Source organism: Actinosynnema sp. NPDC059335 (assembly GCF_042752395.1).
Lineage (GTDB): Bacteria > Actinomycetota > Actinomycetes > Mycobacteriales > Pseudonocardiaceae > Actinosynnema.
Window position 1 is genome coordinate 15,204 of sequence record NZ_JBHYXZ010000109.1, and the last position, 14,569, is coordinate 29,772.

General features: G+C 73.0%; 20 protein-coding genes. 6 read left to right on the forward strand and 14 right to left on the reverse strand.

Features of this window, described 5'->3' with window-relative positions; all coding sequences use genetic code 11:
• Positions 1-105: 105 nt before the first annotated feature.
• A complete protein-coding gene (locus ACFXGA_RS28180; protein ID WP_378092922.1) occupies positions 106-486 on the reverse strand; it encodes an antibiotic biosynthesis monooxygenase family protein in 381 nt (126 codons plus the stop codon).
• A 17-nt stretch (positions 487-503) separates the two neighbouring features.
• On the opposite strand from ACFXGA_RS28180, the gene ACFXGA_RS28185 reads away from it, so the two are divergent.
• Genes ACFXGA_RS28185 through ACFXGA_RS28195 form a run of 3 tightly spaced genes read left to right on the forward strand, consistent with a single transcriptional unit; the run spans position 504 to position 1,644 of the window.
• The gene (locus tag ACFXGA_RS28185) at positions 504-770 is read left to right on the forward strand and encodes a DUF6703 family protein (RefSeq protein ID WP_378092924.1); all 267 of its coding nucleotides are present in this window, start codon (positions 504-506) and stop codon (positions 768-770) included.
• A gap of 44 nt (positions 771-814) precedes the next feature.
• Positions 815-1,216 (forward strand): ArsR/SmtB family transcription factor, encoded by a 402-nt coding sequence (locus ACFXGA_RS28190; protein ID WP_378092926.1) that lies wholly within the window; start codon positions 815-817, stop codon positions 1,214-1,216.
• Complete coding sequence (locus tag ACFXGA_RS28195; protein WP_378092928.1) at positions 1,213-1,644, forward strand: Fur family transcriptional regulator; 432 nt, start codon at positions 1,213-1,215, stop codon at positions 1,642-1,644. Before ACFXGA_RS28190 ends, ACFXGA_RS28195 begins: the two co-directional genes overlap by 4 nt.
• Here the strand turns inward: ACFXGA_RS28195 and ACFXGA_RS28200 are convergent.
• Together ACFXGA_RS28200 and ACFXGA_RS28205 are read right to left on the reverse strand one after the other, a co-directional pair.
• Positions 1,632-2,366, reverse strand: a complete 735-nt coding sequence (locus ACFXGA_RS28200) for a TIGR03943 family putative permease subunit (protein ID WP_378092930.1) — start codon at positions 2,364-2,366, stop codon at positions 1,632-1,634. The two genes, ACFXGA_RS28195 and ACFXGA_RS28200, sit on opposite strands and share 13 nt — an antisense overlap.
• A gap of 13 nt (positions 2,367-2,379) precedes the next feature.
• On the reverse strand, positions 2,380-3,390 hold the full coding sequence (locus ACFXGA_RS28205) for a permease (protein ID WP_378092932.1): 1,011 nt from the start codon (positions 3,388-3,390) through the stop codon (positions 2,380-2,382).
• A 179-nt stretch (positions 3,391-3,569) separates the two neighbouring features.
• Between ACFXGA_RS28205 and ACFXGA_RS28210 the strand changes: the two genes are divergently transcribed.
• Complete coding sequence (locus ACFXGA_RS28210) at positions 3,570-4,352, forward strand: hypothetical protein (RefSeq protein WP_378092933.1); 783 nt, start codon at positions 3,570-3,572, stop codon at positions 4,350-4,352.
• A gap of 311 nt (positions 4,353-4,663) precedes the next feature.
• On the opposite strand, the gene ACFXGA_RS28215 is transcribed toward ACFXGA_RS28210, so the two are convergent.
• Genes ACFXGA_RS28215 through era form a run of 5 tightly spaced genes read right to left on the reverse strand, consistent with a single transcriptional unit; the run spans position 4,664 to position 7,869 of the window.
• A complete protein-coding gene (locus ACFXGA_RS28215; RefSeq protein WP_378092935.1) occupies positions 4,664-4,936 on the reverse strand; it encodes a hypothetical protein in 273 nt (90 codons plus the stop codon).
• Positions 4,936-5,298: a hypothetical protein gene (locus tag ACFXGA_RS28220; RefSeq protein WP_378092955.1), complete on the reverse strand. Its 363-nt coding sequence runs from the start codon at positions 5,296-5,298 to the stop codon at positions 4,936-4,938. The genes ACFXGA_RS28215 and ACFXGA_RS28220 overlap by 1 nt, the downstream gene beginning before the upstream one ends.
• 59 nt (positions 5,299-5,357) lie before the next feature.
• On the reverse strand, positions 5,358-6,179 hold the full coding sequence (locus tag ACFXGA_RS28225) for an isoprenyl transferase (RefSeq protein ID WP_378092937.1): 822 nt from the start codon (positions 6,177-6,179) through the stop codon (positions 5,358-5,360).
• Between the two features lie 40 nt (positions 6,180-6,219).
• Positions 6,220-6,972, reverse strand: a complete 753-nt coding sequence (recO, locus tag ACFXGA_RS28230; RefSeq protein WP_378092939.1) for a DNA repair protein RecO — start codon at positions 6,970-6,972, stop codon at positions 6,220-6,222.
• Positions 6,973-7,869 carry a GTPase Era gene (era, locus tag ACFXGA_RS28235; RefSeq protein WP_378092941.1) on the reverse strand — a complete coding sequence of 299 codons (897 nt, stop codon included), beginning with the start codon at positions 7,867-7,869 and terminating at the stop codon, positions 6,973-6,975. It abuts the gene before it with no gap.
• A gap of 283 nt (positions 7,870-8,152) precedes the next feature.
• On the opposite strand from era, the gene ACFXGA_RS28240 reads away from it, so the two are divergent.
• The gene (locus ACFXGA_RS28240; protein ID WP_378092943.1) at positions 8,153-9,007 is read left to right on the forward strand and encodes a C39 family peptidase; all 855 of its coding nucleotides are present in this window, start codon (positions 8,153-8,155) and stop codon (positions 9,005-9,007) included.
• A gap of 4 nt (positions 9,008-9,011) precedes the next feature.
• On the opposite strand, the gene ACFXGA_RS28245 is transcribed toward ACFXGA_RS28240, so the two are convergent.
• From ACFXGA_RS28245 to ACFXGA_RS28260, 4 genes are read right to left on the reverse strand one after another with little or no spacing between them, the layout of a single operon-like run.
• Positions 9,012-9,344, reverse strand: coding sequence for a cytidine deaminase (locus tag ACFXGA_RS28245; RefSeq protein ID WP_378092945.1), 333 nt, complete (start codon positions 9,342-9,344; stop codon positions 9,012-9,014).
• Positions 9,337-10,638, reverse strand: a complete 1,302-nt coding sequence (locus ACFXGA_RS28250; RefSeq protein ID WP_378092947.1) for a hemolysin family protein — start codon at positions 10,636-10,638, stop codon at positions 9,337-9,339. Before ACFXGA_RS28250 ends, ACFXGA_RS28245 begins: the two co-directional genes overlap by 8 nt.
• A 10-nt stretch (positions 10,639-10,648) precedes the next feature.
• A complete protein-coding gene (ybeY, locus tag ACFXGA_RS28255) occupies positions 10,649-11,203 on the reverse strand; it encodes an rRNA maturation RNase YbeY (protein ID WP_378092949.1) in 555 nt (184 codons plus the stop codon).
• Between the two features lie 5 nt (positions 11,204-11,208).
• The gene (locus ACFXGA_RS28260; protein ID WP_378092951.1) at positions 11,209-12,285 is read right to left on the reverse strand and encodes a PhoH family protein; all 1,077 of its coding nucleotides are present in this window, start codon (positions 12,283-12,285) and stop codon (positions 11,209-11,211) included.
• A gap of 146 nt (positions 12,286-12,431) precedes the next feature.
• Here ACFXGA_RS28260 and ACFXGA_RS28265 point away from each other — a divergent pair, with 146 nt between their 5' ends.
• Positions 12,432-13,208, forward strand: a complete 777-nt coding sequence (locus ACFXGA_RS28265; protein WP_378092957.1) for a GNAT family N-acetyltransferase — start codon at positions 12,432-12,434, stop codon at positions 13,206-13,208.
• Here the strand turns inward: ACFXGA_RS28265 and ACFXGA_RS28270 are convergent.
• Together ACFXGA_RS28270 and ACFXGA_RS28275 are read right to left on the reverse strand one after the other, a co-directional pair.
• Positions 13,205-13,546: a histidine triad nucleotide-binding protein gene (locus tag ACFXGA_RS28270; RefSeq protein WP_378092953.1), complete on the reverse strand. Its 342-nt coding sequence runs from the start codon at positions 13,544-13,546 to the stop codon at positions 13,205-13,207. The two genes, ACFXGA_RS28265 and ACFXGA_RS28270, sit on opposite strands and share 4 nt — an antisense overlap.
• 274 nt (positions 13,547-13,820) lie before the next feature.
• The gene (locus ACFXGA_RS28275; RefSeq protein ID WP_378092959.1) at positions 13,821-14,525 is read right to left on the reverse strand and encodes an alpha/beta hydrolase family protein; all 705 of its coding nucleotides are present in this window, start codon (positions 14,523-14,525) and stop codon (positions 13,821-13,823) included.
• Positions 14,526-14,569: the final 44 nt, after the last annotated feature.

Consider the following 14,569-nt stretch of genomic DNA (forward strand, 5'->3'; position numbering starts at 1 on the left):
AGCCTAGTCCCCGTCGCCGGACCACCTCCGGGCGACCGGTCGCACGCGCCCGGACCGCCGGTCGCGGATCCCCCCGGACGGTCGGCGTGCGGAGCGCGGGAACGCTCAGCGCGGGGTGGCCGGGCCGGCGGCCTCGCCCAGGCGGACGGTGCCGGCGTCGTGCGCCAGCAGGCTCACCTCGCGCCGGACCTCGCCGTCGGCGGCGACCAGCAGCGGCTCGTAGGCGGCCGGCTCGTCGGTGCTCGCCTCGGACAGCAGGGGGATGACGTGCTCGCGCACCTCGAACGGCGACAGCGCCCGCCGGTAGGCCACCACCGAGTCGAACTCGACGGTCAGCACGAACCGGTCGGCCTCGTCCGTGGACCGCGACAACTGCGCGCGCCGGCACCCGGGCTGGGCGGTGAGCAGGGACAACGCCCGGTCGACGCGCCCGGTGAACGCCTCGACGCCGGATTCCGCCACGGTGAAGCGGCACACGAGCAGCACGGTGCAAGGATGCCACGGTGGCTGGTAACTCGAAGCGGACCCTGATCCCCGGTGCCGGACCGCTCTCGCGGGTGCCCGCGCCGGCGGCGTTCCTGGTGGTCCTGGCGCTGTTCGGGCTGGGCGTGTGGCTGGGCGGCGCGGTGGGCGCGCTGCTGCTGGGCGTGCTGGCGGCGGGGGTGGCGGTGCTGCTGGCGACCACGTGGCCCCTGCTCACGCCCGGCGCGCGCGTGTTGAGACTGCTCGTCCTCGGCGTCCTGGTGCTCATCGCCGTGTCGGTGCTCTAGCGCCGTAGTATCGGTGGTGAAAATCCATACCACCGGGAGGCGTCGTGACGGTCGGAGTGCGGGGGGACCACGTGCACTCACCGGAACGCCGCGTACCACCACCGGCGCCGCCGAAGCCCGCCGACACCCTCGCCGCGGCCGGTGAGCTGCTGCGCGCGCTCGCCGCGCCGGTGCGGATCGCCATCGTGCTGCAGTTGCGGGAGGCGGACCGCTGCGTGCACGAGCTGGTCGAGGCGCTGGGCGTGGCCCAGCCGTTGATCAGCCAGCACCTGAGGGTCCTCAAGGCCGCCGGCGTGGTGCACGGCGAGCGGCACGGCCGCGAGGTCGTCTACCGGCTCGTGGACGAGCACCTCGCGCACATCGTGGTGGACGCGGTCGCCCACGTGGACGAGGGACCCCCCGACGTCGACCGGACCGACCGCACGCCCCGGACGGAGGAGATGTGACCACTGGCGAGCGCCCGACCACCGCGGTCCCCGGGCTGCGGTCGACCAAGCAGCGGACCGCCGTGTCGAAGCTGCTCGACTCGCTCGGCGAGTTCCGCTCGGCCCAGGAGCTGCACGAGGAGCTGCGCAAGCGGGGCGAGGGCATCGGCCTGACCACGGTCTACCGCACGCTGCAGTCGCTGGCCGACGCGGGCGAGGTGGACGTGCTGCGCACCGACTCCGGCGAGGCGATCTACCGCCGCTGCTCCCAGCACCACCATCACCACCTGGTGTGCCGGAGCTGCGGCCGCACGGTCGAGGTCGAGGGGCCCGCGGTGGAGAAGTGGGCCGACCGGGTCGCGGCGGAGAACGGGTTCGTCGAGGTCAGCCACACCGTCGAGATCTTCGGCACGTGCCGCGAGTGCTGCGCGAGGACTCAGCCCTCGTAGGTGTCCTCGGGCGTGGCGATCGGCACCACCCGCGCCACGGTGAACGTCGGCACGAACGCGTTCTCCTTGGTCGCCGAGCCGGGCACGACCCGGCCGGTGGCCTCGACCCACTGGTCGGTGGGCAGCGCGCCGAAGTCCTGGCCGACCATCCTGGCCTTGACCGGCGAGGCGTCCGCGGCGCAGCACGAGATGGTCAGCCGGGCGATGAACACGTCCCCGTCCTTGCGCACCACGAACCCGGTGAGCCGGACCGTGCGGTCGTCCAGCGAGCCGGAGTCGTCCCAGGCCGTGCGGGTGACGAACTCGCCGATGGTGAGCGGGACCACCTCGTCGGACGGCAGCGGCGCGAACCCGCTGGACGCCTTGGCCTCCTGGGCGGCGTTGCGGTCGGACCGGTTGACGGTGTCCGCGCCCAGGGCGGGCGGGCTGATCAGGAACACCGCGAGCACGGGCAGCAGCAGCATCCACGGGCTGCGTGACGTGCCGTGCTCGTGACCGGCGTGGACGGCGGCGTCGGGCGCGGTCCCGTCCGGGTCGGCCTGGCTCGCCCGGATGTCGCGCACGATCGACACCACCGCCAGCACCACCATGACCGCGCCGGTCGCCACCAGCCACGGCTGGAGCGACTCCTTGACGTACCGCAGGTAGGTGCCGGTCAGCGCGAGCTTCAGCAGCGCGCCGCCGAGCAGCACCAGCAGGATGTTCTGGGTCTCTCGCCTCATCGGTCCGCACACCTCACAGGAACACCGCTCCCGCCGCCAGGGCCGACGCGATCGCCACCACGAACGTGGCGGGGGCGAACCGCGCCGCGAAGGACTTGCCGAACGCGCCCGCCTGCAGCGCGACGAGCTTGACGTCGACCGCCGGGCCGACCACCAGGAACACCAGCCGGGGCAGCAGCGGCAGCGCCGACATGGAGGCGGCGACGAACGCGTCGGCCTCGCTGCACAGCGCCAGCACCACGGCCAGCAGCGACAGCACCACCACGGCCAGCACGACCTGGCCGCCCAGCGTCTCCAGCCACGCCTGCGGCACGAGCACGTTGAACGCCGCCGCGAACACGCCGCCGAGCACCAGGAACCCGCCCGCGTCCACCAGGTCGTGCCGCGCGGTCTCGGCGAACACCGCCCACCGGGACGTGCCGTCGTGGTCGGGCAGGCGGCTCAGCGCCCGTTCGGCGATCCACTCGGCCTTGCCGAACCGGGTCCACAGCCAGCCCATGACCACCGCGGTGAGCAGCGCGCCGGCGAACCGGGCGGGCACCATCCCCGGCGCGTTGGGGAACGCCACGGCCGTGGACACGAGCACGATCGGGTTCACGGCGGGCGCGGCGAGCAGGAACGTCAACGCCACGGCCGGCGCCACGCCCTGCTGCATCAGCCGGCGCGAGACGGGCACGGACGCGCACTCGCAGCCGGGCAGCGCCACCCCGGCGACCCCGGCGACGGGCACGGCCAGCCCGGTCCGGCGCGGCAACGCCCGGCGCAACGCGCTCGCCGGGATGAACGCCGCGATCGCGCCGCTGATCAGCACACCGAGGACGAGGAACGGCAGCGCCTGCACGCACACCGCGACGAACACCGTGGACGCCGTGCGCAGCACCGGCACGTCCAGCACGCCGACCAGCCAGTCCTGGAGCACCAGCGCCAGCACGAGCAGCACGCAGAGCACTTCGAGCGACGTGATCTTCCACCGCGTCGGCGGTCGTCGCCGGCGGGAGCCCCGGATCTCGCCAGTGATTGTCACTTTCGAAATGATGCCAGAACACCGGCGCTCCGCTCACCGACCTCCGGGGCGTTTCCGACCCGCTTCCGAGTGGCCGCCCCGTCGGACACCCGCGTCCGGACGGGTGACCGTCCGGCGGCCGCCGCAACGCCCGCGCCCCGCTCCGCGATGACAGGGGACATCGACGTCAGGCGGTGAGGATGAGCGACGACTGGTTCCTGAACTACGCGCACCGGCACGAGATGACGCCGGGCTACAGCCCCGACGACGACGTGCCGGACCCGTACCTGCCCGGCGACGCCGTGCCCGCTCGGGAGCCCAAGAGCAGGGGCGGGTCGCAGCGGGCGGCGCGCCCCGCACCGGTCGGCGGCGGTTCCCTGCCCGCGGCGGACCGGGGCGGTCCGTGGGAGGTCGTCGCACGCAGGTGGCTGACGCGCAACCCGCGGCGCAGCAACCGCGAGTGCCTGCGCGCGCTGCGCGAAGCGGGACACCGGGGTGGCAGCACGAAGCTGATCCAGCGGATCCGCGACGGGCTGCCCAAGGGTGTGCGGGCCCGATCCGTGCCGCCCGCAGGCGCCAAGGCGGGCGCCGCCGGGAAGGCCCGCGCCGACGGGCCCCGGTCCACCGGGTCGCAGCGTGGGGCGTCCCAGCCGGTCAAGCCCTCGCCCGGAACCCGGCGCGACGCGGTCAGCCGCCGACACCGGGCCCGGGCGCGGCCGGCGTGGCACGACGTCGCGCTCCGGTGGCTGGCCGCGCACCCCGGTGCGAGCAACAACGAGTGGCTGGAGGCCATCGCGGAGCAGGGGTGCGTCGGCGTGACGAAGTCCGACCTGACCGCCCTGCGCCGCGAGATCGGACCGGTCCGACGCGCTCAGCGACCCGGCCGGCCGGTCGCGCCGGCCCGGGTCCCGGAGCAGCCGGGACACCGCTACTGCGACGGCTGCGGCATGGCCCTCGACCTCGACGGCCGCTGCCGCTGCTGACCTCGGGCGCCCGGCACCGCGGCGAGCCGGACCTGGTGCCGTCGATCTGCGCGTGGTTCGAGGAACGCGGGTTCGAGCGGCGGTGGCTGTCCGGCCCGGACGCGGGTTTCGGCGTGGTCGTCCACCGCTTCCGCGGCCCCTGAGCGCGGGCACGCGCATGTTCACCCGGTTCATCGCAAGCCGCGCAGGGTCCGCAAGCTACGCACGGATCCTCGCAAGCTGCGCAGGGGTCCTCGCCCAGGGGACCCCTGCTTTCATTCTGCCGGCGGGGTCCGACAATTCCGGGCCTCCGCGGCTCTGCCGGCCGTCGGCTACTCCGCCGACCCGTCCTCTTCCCGCAGCTCGGCGATGGTCGCCAGCACGTCCGCCGCCTCCGTCACCGGCAGCAGCGGCTCGACCACGGCGGTCACGCCGCGGCTCGCGGCCAGCACCTCCTCGGCCAGCTTCACCGCGTCGTCACGGTCGTAGGGCCCGCACACGAACGACGCCCACTCCTCCCCCGCCGACGCCTCGAACGTGACGGCCCACGGCAGGCCCTCCACGTCGGTCTCGTCGTCGGGCTCGTACACGATCACACCGGCCATCAGGCACCCCCGGTTCCGGCCAGCAGCTCGTTGCGCAGCTGCGAGGCGGTGGACACGACCAACATCAGCAGCGTGCTCAGCGGTTCCGGCTTGAGCCCCTCGGCCGGGAACGCGTAGCGCAACGTCACGTCCATCCCGCGCTCGGTGTGCACCACGCCGAGCGTGCCGAACAGGCCCTGACCGGCGCGTTCCGCGGCGGACACGGCGAGGTTCCGGTCGTCGGGCAGGTCCCACGCCACCACGCAGGTCAGGCTGAGCACGGTCAGCCCCTCGGCCAACCGCATCGCCTGCACCGCGCACGGCACGTCCGCGTGCCGGAAGCTCAGCGCGCCGTCGTCGTCGACGTGCACCTCGTGGAACATCTCCAACGCCTCGCGGGCCGCGGTCAGCAGCTCCGCGGTCACCTTGGCGTCCTGGTCGGTCACTCCGGATCCTCCACGTCGGGCTTGTCGACGGCGCCGCCGAAGCGCCGGTCGCGCATGGCGTACGCCTCGCACGCGCGCCACAGGTGCAGCCGGTCGAAATCCGGCCACAGGATGTCCTGGAACACCAGCTCCGCGTACGCCGACTGCCACAGCAGGAAGTTCGACGTGCGCTGCTCCCCGGACGGGCGGATGAACAGGTCCACGTCCGGCATCTCGGGCTGGTACATGTACTTGGCGACGGTGCGCTCGTCCACCTTCTCCGGGTTCAGCTTGCCCGCCGCGACCAGCCGGGCGATCTCCCGCGCCGCGTCGCCGACCTCGGCCCGCCCGCCGTAGTTGATGCACATCGCCAGGTTCAGCACGTCGTTGTCCTTCGTGCGCTCCTCGGCGACCTCCAGCTCCTTGATGACGCTGCGCCACAGCCTCGGCCTGCGGCCCGCCCACCGCACCCGCACGCCGAGCTCGTCCAGCTCGTCGGTGCGGTGGTGGATCACGTCACGGCTGAAGCCCATGAGGAAGCGGACCTCCTCGGGGCTGCGCCGCCAGTTCTCGGTGGAGAACGCGTACAGCGACAGCCACTTCACGCCCATCTCGATCGCGCCCTTGGCCGCCTCGACCACGACGGCCTCGCCGCGCTTGTGCCCCTCGATGCGCGACAGGCCCCGCTGGTTGGCCCACCGGCCGTTGCCGTCCATCACGATCGCGATGTGCTTCGGCACGAGGTCGGCGGGCAGCACCGGGGGCGTGGCGCCGGACGGGTGCGGTTCCGGGGGTCGGGGAACGCGCTGGACGCGCTCAACCCGCCGTCGGCGGAGCATGGCTGTCCTCTCAGGGGTGTGTTCGGTGCGGCAGGCGACTCTATCCGTCGGCGGGCTGCGCCTTGCGCTCGACCAGCGGCAGCGACCGCAACTGCCGCTCCAGGTGCCACTGCAGGTGGGCGGCGACCAGGCCGCTCGCGTCCCGGCGGGCGACCGCGGGGATGCCGTCCACCACGTCCCACCGGCCGTGCAGCAGCGCCGCGAGCAGGCTCAGGGTGTCGCTGGACGGCGTGGCGCTGCCCGGCGGCCGGCACCGCGGGCACACCATGCCGCCCGCGTGCACGTTGAACGCCCGGTGCGGGCCGGGGTCGCCGCAGCGGGCGCACTCGTCCACGGCCGGCGCCCAGCCCGCGAACGCCATGGCCCGCATCAGGAACGCGTCGAGGATGAGCGAGGCGTCCCGCTCCTGCGCGGCCAACGCCCGCAACGCGCCCGTGACCAGCAGGTACAGCCGCAGCACCGGGTCGCCTTCCTCGGGCGTGAGCCGGTCGGCGGTCTCCAGCACCGCGCACCCCGCCGTGTAGCGCTGGTAGTCGTCCACCAGCACCACGCCGAACGCGTCCAGCGTCTCCACCTGGGTGATCACGTCCAGCGACCGGCCCGGGTAGAACTGCACGTCCACGTGCCCGAACGGCTCCAGCCGCGCGCCGAACCGGGACGACGTGCGGCGCACGCCCTTGGCCACCGCGCGCACCTTGCCGTGCCGCTGGGTGAGCAGCGTGATGATCCGGTCCGCCTCGCCCAGCTTCTGCACCCGCAGGACCACCCCGGTGTCCCGGTAGAGGTTCGCCACCTAGAACCCCAGTCTGCGCAACTGCTTCGGGTCGCGCTGCCAGTCCTTGGCGATCTTGATGTGCAGGTCGAGGTAGACCCGCGTGCCCAGCAGCTTCTCGATGTGCCTGCGGGAGGTGATGCCGACCTGCTTGAGGCGTTCGCCGCGGTGGCCCAGGATGATCGCCTTCTGGCTCGGCCGCTCGACGAACACGTTCGCGTGGATGTCCACCAGGTCGTCGCGGCCCTCGCGGGGCAGCATCTCCTCCACCACGACGGCGATCGAGTGCGGCAGCTCGTCGCGCACGCCCTCCAGCGCGGCCTCCCGGATCAGCTCGGCCACCAGGGTCAGCTCCGGCTCGTCGGTCAGCTCGCCGTCCGGGTACAGCGGCGGGCCCTCGGGGAGCTTGCCCAGCAGCAGGTCGGCGAGGGTGTCGACCTGGTAGCCGTCCACCGCGGACACCGGGATGAAGTCGGCGAAGTCCATCACCTGCTGCAACGCGAGCAGCTGCTCGGCGACCTGCTGCTGGCCCACCAGGTCGGTCTTGGTGACGATGCCGACCACCGGCGTGCGCTTCGCGATCTTCTCCAGCTCCGCGGCGATGAACCGGTCGCCGGGGCCGACCTTCTGGTCCGCGGGCACGCAGAAGCCGACCACGTCCACCTCGGACCACGTCTCCCGCACCAGGTCGTTGAGGCGCTGGCCGAGCAGCGTGCGCGGGCGGTGCAGGCCGGGGGTGTCCACGAGGACGAGCTGGCCGTCCTCGCGGTGCACGATGCCCCGGATGGTGTGACGGGTGGTCTGCGGCTTGCTCGACGTGATCGCGACCTTGGTCCCGACGAGCGCGTTGGTCAGCGTCGACTTGCCTGCGTTGGGGCGGCCGACGAAGCACGCGAACCCGGAGCGGTAACCATCCATCCGCCCATTGTCCCCGGCCCCGCCGACCGCGCCGCGTCAGCCCTCTCCCGGTGTTGTCCGGACCGCACGCCACCCGTCCCGGGCCAGGACGGCCCGGTAGGGGGAGAGCAGCCGCGCCTTGCCCCGGTCGTCTCGCTCACCGGCGGACGGAGGACTCGATTCTGTCGGTCATGATCGCCGGCCTGGTGCGCGACCACGAAGTGCGCCCGTGCGACGTGGAACCCCCGGCGGCACGGGCGGCTCTCACCGACGGTGATTGGCCGGTGACGACGAGGAGGCACCCGTGACCCGATTGCTCCGCTCGCTGCTCTTACCCGTGTTGGTGGCGTCCGCCCTGGTCGGGGGCGCGGGGGTGGCGTCCGCGGCATCCGCCACGGTCGGCAACACCGACGGCGACGGCCTCAACATCCGGTCCGCGCCCACGTCCGCGAGTGCGTCGCTCGGCCTGGTCTGGGACGGGCAGCGGGTGGACATCTCGTGCCAGGTGCGCGGCCAGTCCGTCACCAACACGCGCGGGTTCACCAGCGACCTGTGGGACTACGTGCCCGCGCTGCGCGGCTACCTCGCCGACGCCTACCTGGCCACCGGCTACGACTACCGCATCCCCGGCGTGCCCGACTGCGGCACCTCCACCGGGCGGCTGGTGCCCGTGTCGCAGTTCCACGGCCAGCCCAACCAGGGCGAGGACTGCGGCCCGGCCAGCGTGGTGTCCGCCCTGCTCGCCGCGGGCGTGACACCGAGGTCGTGGAACGCGAGCCGCCCGGTCGACGCGATCAACCGCGCCCGCTCGGACATGGGCTACGACCCCACCTGGAACGACCCGAACCGGTTCGGCACGAACGAGTCCGACGTCCACCGCGCGCTGGCCCGCAACGGCGTGAGCGCGACCGTGGTCTTCAACGACCTCAACCGCGTGCTCGCCCACGTCCGCAACGGCCGCCCGGCCATCATGGCGGGCAACATGGTGAGCCTGCCCTGGTCGGGCCGCAACGTGCCGCACTTCCTCACCGTCGCCGCCTACGACGGCGACTACCTGGTGCTCGACCCGGCCTCCCAGCCGATCGTCTACCGGGCGTCCGCGTCGACCCTCTCCGCGTACTTCAACCACGACCTCGGCCGGGCCGGCGTGCTGCTGTAACCCGTCACACGGTCTCCTGCACCGCACCCGACGCGTCGGCGCGCAGCACGGGCGCGCCGGCCGTCAGATCCCGCACGGCCGCCACGGACGCCGCGTCGACCTCCGAGGACGCCGTGACCACGGCCGCCGCCTCCAGGCCCTCCGCGCCGCTGGACACCGCCGCCGCCACGGCCGCCTGCAGGGCGGTCAGGCTCAGCGACGGCAGGGCGACCGTGGTCGCGGTGTAGGTCCGACCGTCGGTGTCCCGGACCGCCGCGCCCTCGGCCGCGCCCGTGCGCGCCCGCGCCGACCGCGCCAGCGTGATGATCTTCTGGTCCTCGGGGTCGAGGTCACTCACCGGTGGTCCCCTCGCTGTCGTGGCCGTTGTTCACCGGGCGCACCAGCACCGTCGTGATGCGCATCCGCCCGCGTTCGTCCTTGCCGCCCTCGGCCCGCATCCGCAGGCCCGCGATCTCGGCCTCCGTGCCCGGCAGCGGCACGCGGCCCAGCCGCTGCGCCAGCAGCCCGCCGACCGTCTCGACCTCGTGGTCGTCCAGCTCCGTGCCGAACAACGCGTCCAGGTCGTCCACCGGCAGCCGGGCGCTGACCCGCACCGAGCCGTCGTCCAGGTGCTCCACCGGCGGCCGGTCGTCGGTGTCGGACTCGTCGGTGATCTCGCCGACGATCTCCTCCAGGATGTCCTCGATCGTGAGCAGGCCCGCCGTGCCGCCGTACTCGTCCACCACCACCGCCAGGTGGTTGCGCGACAACTGCATCTCCCGCAGCAGGTCCGCGATCGGCTTCGAGTCCGGGATGAACGACGCGGGCTTCATCACGTCCGCCACCGACGTGCCGTTCGGCTCCTCGGCCAGCGTCAGCCGCACCAGGTCCTTGAGGTTCACCACGCCGACGATGTCGTCCACGCTCTCGCCGATCACCGGCACCCGGGTGTACCCGGTGCGCAGCGACAGCGCCAACGCCTGGCGGATCGACTTCGTCTGCTCGATCCACACGATCTCGGTGCGCGGCACCATCACCTCGCGCGCGATCGTGTCGCCCAGCTCGAAAACCGAGTGGATCATCTCCCGCTCGCCCTCGTCCACGACGCCGCGCTCCTGCGCCATGTCGACCAGCTCGCGCAGCTCCACCTCGGACGAGAACGGGCCCTCGCGGAAACCCCGGCCCGGCGTGATCGCGTTGCCGACCAGGATCAGCAGCCTGCTCAACGGCCCCAGCACGCGGCCGAGCACCCGGATCGGGGCCGCCGCGACCAGGCTCACCGCGTACGGGTGCTGCCGGCCGATCGTCCGCGGACCCACGCCGACCAGCACGTACGACACCACGAGCATGCTCAGCCCGGCGACCAGCATCGCCACCCACCCGGTGTCGATGCGGCCCAGGCACACCACCGTGACCAGCACCGTCGCCGCCAGCTCGCAGCCCAGGCGCAGCAACAGCAGCAGGTTCACGTGCCGCGGCCGGTCCGCCAGCAGCGCGATCAGCTGCCCCGCGCCCGCCCGGCCCTGCCGCTGCAACGCCTCGACCCGGGCCCGCGACACCGTGCCCAACGCCGCGTCCGCGCCCGCGAACGCGCCCGCCGCCAACACCAGGACCACGGCCAACACCAACAAGCCGGCGGTACCGCCTATCACCCCGACCGCCTCAGGCCGTCGGCTCGGGCCGGTCCGCGTCCTCCAGGCCGACGGCCCCGAGGAGCTTCGAGTCGGCCTCGCGCTGCGCCGACTTGCGCTCCGCCTCGGCCGCCGCGGTGCGGAAGTCACCGAGGATGCGGTTCTGCAACGTGAACATCTCCCGCTCCTCGGCGGGTTCGGCGTGGTCGTACCCGAGCAGGTGCAGCACGCCGTGCACGGTCAGCAGGTGCAGCTCGTCCAGCAGGCTGTGACCCGCCTTCTTCGCCTGGTCCTTGGCGAAGTCCGGGCACAGCACGATGTCGCCGAGCAGCGCCGGGCCGAGGCCCGCCGCGTCGGGGCGGCGCGCCGAGTCCAGCTCGTCCATGGGGAACGCCATCACGTCGGTCGGACCGGGCAGGTCCATCCAGCGCTGGTGCAGGTCCGCCATCACGTCCAGCTCCACGAGCAGGACGGACAGCTCGGCCAACGGGCTGACGCCCATCCGGTCCAGGGCGAACCGGGCGGCGGCGACGATGGACGGCTCGTCCACGGTCACGCCCGACTCGTTCGCGATCTCGATGCTCACGGCGCCTATCGTCCCCGGCGCTGCCCGTGCGACCGCGCACCGGGTCCGGCGTGGTGCCTGCGCTGGTCGGCCGCCTCGCCCTCGTCCTGCTCGACCTGCCACTTCTCGTAGGCGTCCACGATGTCCGCGACCAGCCGGTGCCGGACCACGTCGTTGCTGGTCAGGACGGAGAAGTGGACGTCCTCCACGCCTTCGAGGATGTCCTTGACCACCTTCAGCCCGCTGCGCTGCCCGCCGGGCAGGTCGACCTGGGTGATGTCGCCGGTCACCACGATCTTCGACCCGAACCCCAGCCGGGTGAGGAACATCTTCATCTGTTCGGGCGTCGTGTTCTGCGCCTCGTCCAGGATGATGAACGCGTCGTTCAGCGTGCGACCACGCATATAGGCCAGTGGGGCGACCTCGATCGTGCCCGCCTGGGTCAGGCGCGGGATGGACTCGGGGTCCACCATGTCGTGCAGGGCGTCGTACAGGGGGCGCAGGTACGGGTCGATCTTCTCGTACAGCGTGCCCGGGAGGTAGCCCAGCCGCTCGCCCGCCTCGACCGCCGGCCTGGTCAGGATGATGCGGTTGACCTGCTTGGCCTGGAGCGCCTGCACGGCCTTCGCCATGGCCAGGTACGTCTTGCCCGTGCCCGCCGGACCGATGCCGAACACCACCGTGTTCTGGTCGATCGCGTCCACGTAGTGCTTCTGGTTCAACGTCTTCGGCCGGATGGTCCGACCGCGGCGCGAGATGATGTCGAGGCTCAGCACCTCGGCGGGCGACTCGGCGGTGCCCGCGGACAACATCGCGACCGTGCGGCGGACCGTGTCGGGGCCCACCTGCTGACCCCGGCTGGCCAGCGTGACCAGCTCGGAGAACACGCGTTCGGCGAACGCCACGTCGGCGGGCGCGCCGGAGAGCGTGATCTCGTTGCCGCGCACGTGCACGTCGGCGACCAGCAGTTCCTCGGCGAGCCGGAGGTTCTCGTCGCGCGACCCGAGCAGGGCGAGCACCGCGCCGTCGGGCACGGCGAACTTCGATTGGGCGTCGGCCGCGGCCGGGGTGGTCTGCGGCGTGTTGTCAGCGGTACCGGCCACGTGGCCTCGGGCCCTCTTCCTGCGCGTTCGCGCCGTGCTCGGGTGAGTTCGACTGCTGGTCCCGATGCTAGCCGTCCCCACCGACACTCCGCACCGGAGTAGAAAACGGGTTGGACACGGCCGGTGTACTCGGAGTCGTGGCGACGATGCGCGTGCTCACCCCCGACGACCTGCCCGCCTGCGTCCGGCTGGCGTCGGACCGGGGGTGGCCGGAGGAGCCGGCGAAGTGGGCGTTCCTGCTGCGGGTGGGCACCGGGTTCGGGCTGTTCGAGGGCGACGAGCTGATCGGCACCACGATCGTCACCCGGTTCGGTGATGCGCACGCGGCGGTCAGCATGGTGCTGGTGGCGTCCGCCCACGGCGGTCGCGGGTGGGGGCGGCGGTTGGTCGGGCACGCGCTGGAGTTCGCGGGCACGCCGGTGGTGTCGCTGCACGCGACGTCGTTCGGCAAGCCGCTCTACGAGAAGCTCGGGTTCCGCTCGGTGGGCCGGGTGACCGCGCACGTCGGGGAGTTCCGCGGCGCCGCCCCGGGCACGTCGCGGCCGTTGGCGGAGGCGGACCGGGCGCGGGTGGTGGCGGTCGACGCCGAGGTGTTCGGCGCCGACCGGTCGGGGATGTGGGAGGAGCTGTTCGGGTTCGCCGAGCGGGTGCGGGTGGCCGACGACGGGTTCGCGGCGGCGTGGCGCAACGGGGACGTGACGATGGTGGGTCCGGTGGTGGCGTCGTCGGCGGCGCGCGCGGCGGAGCTGGTCGCGGACCTGGCGTCGGGTGTCGTGCGGGTGGACGTGCGGGACCCGTGGCTGGGCGCGTGGTTGGCGCGGCACGGCGTGCCGGCGCGGTTCACCGTCGACCTGATGGTGCGCGGGGAGTTCGGCGGTGACCGCGCGCGGCTGTTCGCGCCGGTGATGCAGGCCCTGGGTTAGGCGAGCGGGCCGAGCCGACGGCCGCCGAGGACGTGCAGGTGGGCGTGGAAGACGGTCTGGCCGGCGTGGTCGCCGGTGTTGAACAGCAGCCGGTAGCCGGTGTCGGCGACGCCTTCGGCCTTGGCCACCTCGCCCGCGGCCAGGAAGAGGTCGTCCAGCACGCCGGGCGCGGTGGCGGCCAGGGCCACGGCGTCCGGCGCGTGGAGCTTGGGCACGACCACGACGTGCGTCGGGGCCTGGGGGGCGATGTCGCGGAACGCCAGCGTGGTGTCGGTCTCGTGCACCACGGTCGCCGGGATCTCGCGGGCGACGATGCGGCAGAACAGGCAGTCGGACATGGCTCCGCAGGCTACCCACCCGGCCACCCCGAACGTTGAATTCGGGGTCCCCGACCGTACGACTCACGCGTCCCCAACGTACGACTCACGCGTCCCCAACGTAGGACACGCGCGTTCCGAACGTAGGACACGCGCGTCCTGAACGTAGGACACGCGCGTTCTGAACGTAGGACACGCGCGTTCTGAACGTAGGACACACGCGTGTGTCCTACGTTCGCGGCGCGTGTGTCCTACGTTCGCGGCGCGTGAGTCGAACGGTCGGGGGACGTGAGTTCTACGGTTGGGTGCGGTGGGCCAGGGTCAGGGCGGCGGTGCGGCAGGCGGCCCAGGCCGCGGTGCCGGGGGTGATCAGGGCCATGTGGTCGGTGGCGGGCAGGGCGACCAGGTCGGCGCCGGAGGCGCGGGCGAACGCCTCGCTCTGCTCGAACGGCACGTCCTCGTCGTCCTCGCCGTGCACGAGGACCATCGGCTTGTCGATGGGCAGCTGGGCGGCGGGCGAGGCGTCGGCGTAGCGGTCGGGCACCTCGTCCGGGGTGCCGCCCAGCAGTTCGGCGGCGCGGCGGGTGATGGCCGGGTGCCGGAGGAAGTCGAGCACGCCCGCCTGGGCGACCGCGCCGGCCACGCGGGGGTGCCGGGCGGCGGCCCACACCGCCAGGTGGCCGCCCGCCGAGTGACCGAGCGTGACGACCGGGCCGAGGGCGGGGTCGAGGGCGTCGAGGGCGGCCAGGACGTCGGCGCCGGTGGCGGGCCACCCGCCACCGCCGGTCAGCCGCCGGTACTCGATGTTGTACGCGGCGACGCCGTGCGCGACGAGGTCGGCGGCCAGGGGGCGGCCGAGTTCCAATCCGTACCGCTGGTGCCAGAAACCACCATGGATTACCACGACAACGGGAAATGATTCACCAGTCGGCGTGGAAAACTCGCCGAACTGGCTGGGGTGCGGGCCGTAGACGATGCGCAATCGAAACCCCTTGGGCAAAAAAGAGGCCGCGTCGCGGTGGGACCTGGGGGTCGTCCCACCGC

Coding starts and splice junctions, on each gene's coding strand:
- era (WP_378092941.1), bottom strand. CDS start 7,869: ATGGATGGTTACCGCTCCGGGTTCGCGTGCTTCGTCGGCCGCCCCAAC.
- ACFXGA_RS28270 (WP_378092953.1), bottom strand. CDS start 13,546: ATGTCCGACTGCCTGTTCTGCCGCATCGTCGCCCGCGAGATCCCGGCG.
- ACFXGA_RS28210 (WP_378092933.1), top strand. CDS start 3,570: ATGAGCGACGACTGGTTCCTGAACTACGCGCACCGGCACGAGATGACG.
- ACFXGA_RS28220 (WP_378092955.1), bottom strand. CDS start 5,298: ATGTTCCACGAGGTGCACGTCGACGACGACGGCGCGCTGAGCTTCCGG.
- ACFXGA_RS28225 (WP_378092937.1), bottom strand. CDS start 6,179: ATGCTCCGCCGACGGCGGGTTGAGCGCGTCCAGCGCGTTCCCCGACCC.
- ACFXGA_RS28215 (WP_378092935.1), bottom strand. CDS start 4,936: ATGGCCGGTGTGATCGTGTACGAGCCCGACGACGAGACCGACGTGGAG.
- ACFXGA_RS28200 (WP_378092930.1), bottom strand. CDS start 2,366: ATGAGGCGAGAGACCCAGAACATCCTGCTGGTGCTGCTCGGCGGCGCG.
- ACFXGA_RS28265 (WP_378092957.1), top strand. CDS start 12,432: ATGCGCGTGCTCACCCCCGACGACCTGCCCGCCTGCGTCCGGCTGGCG.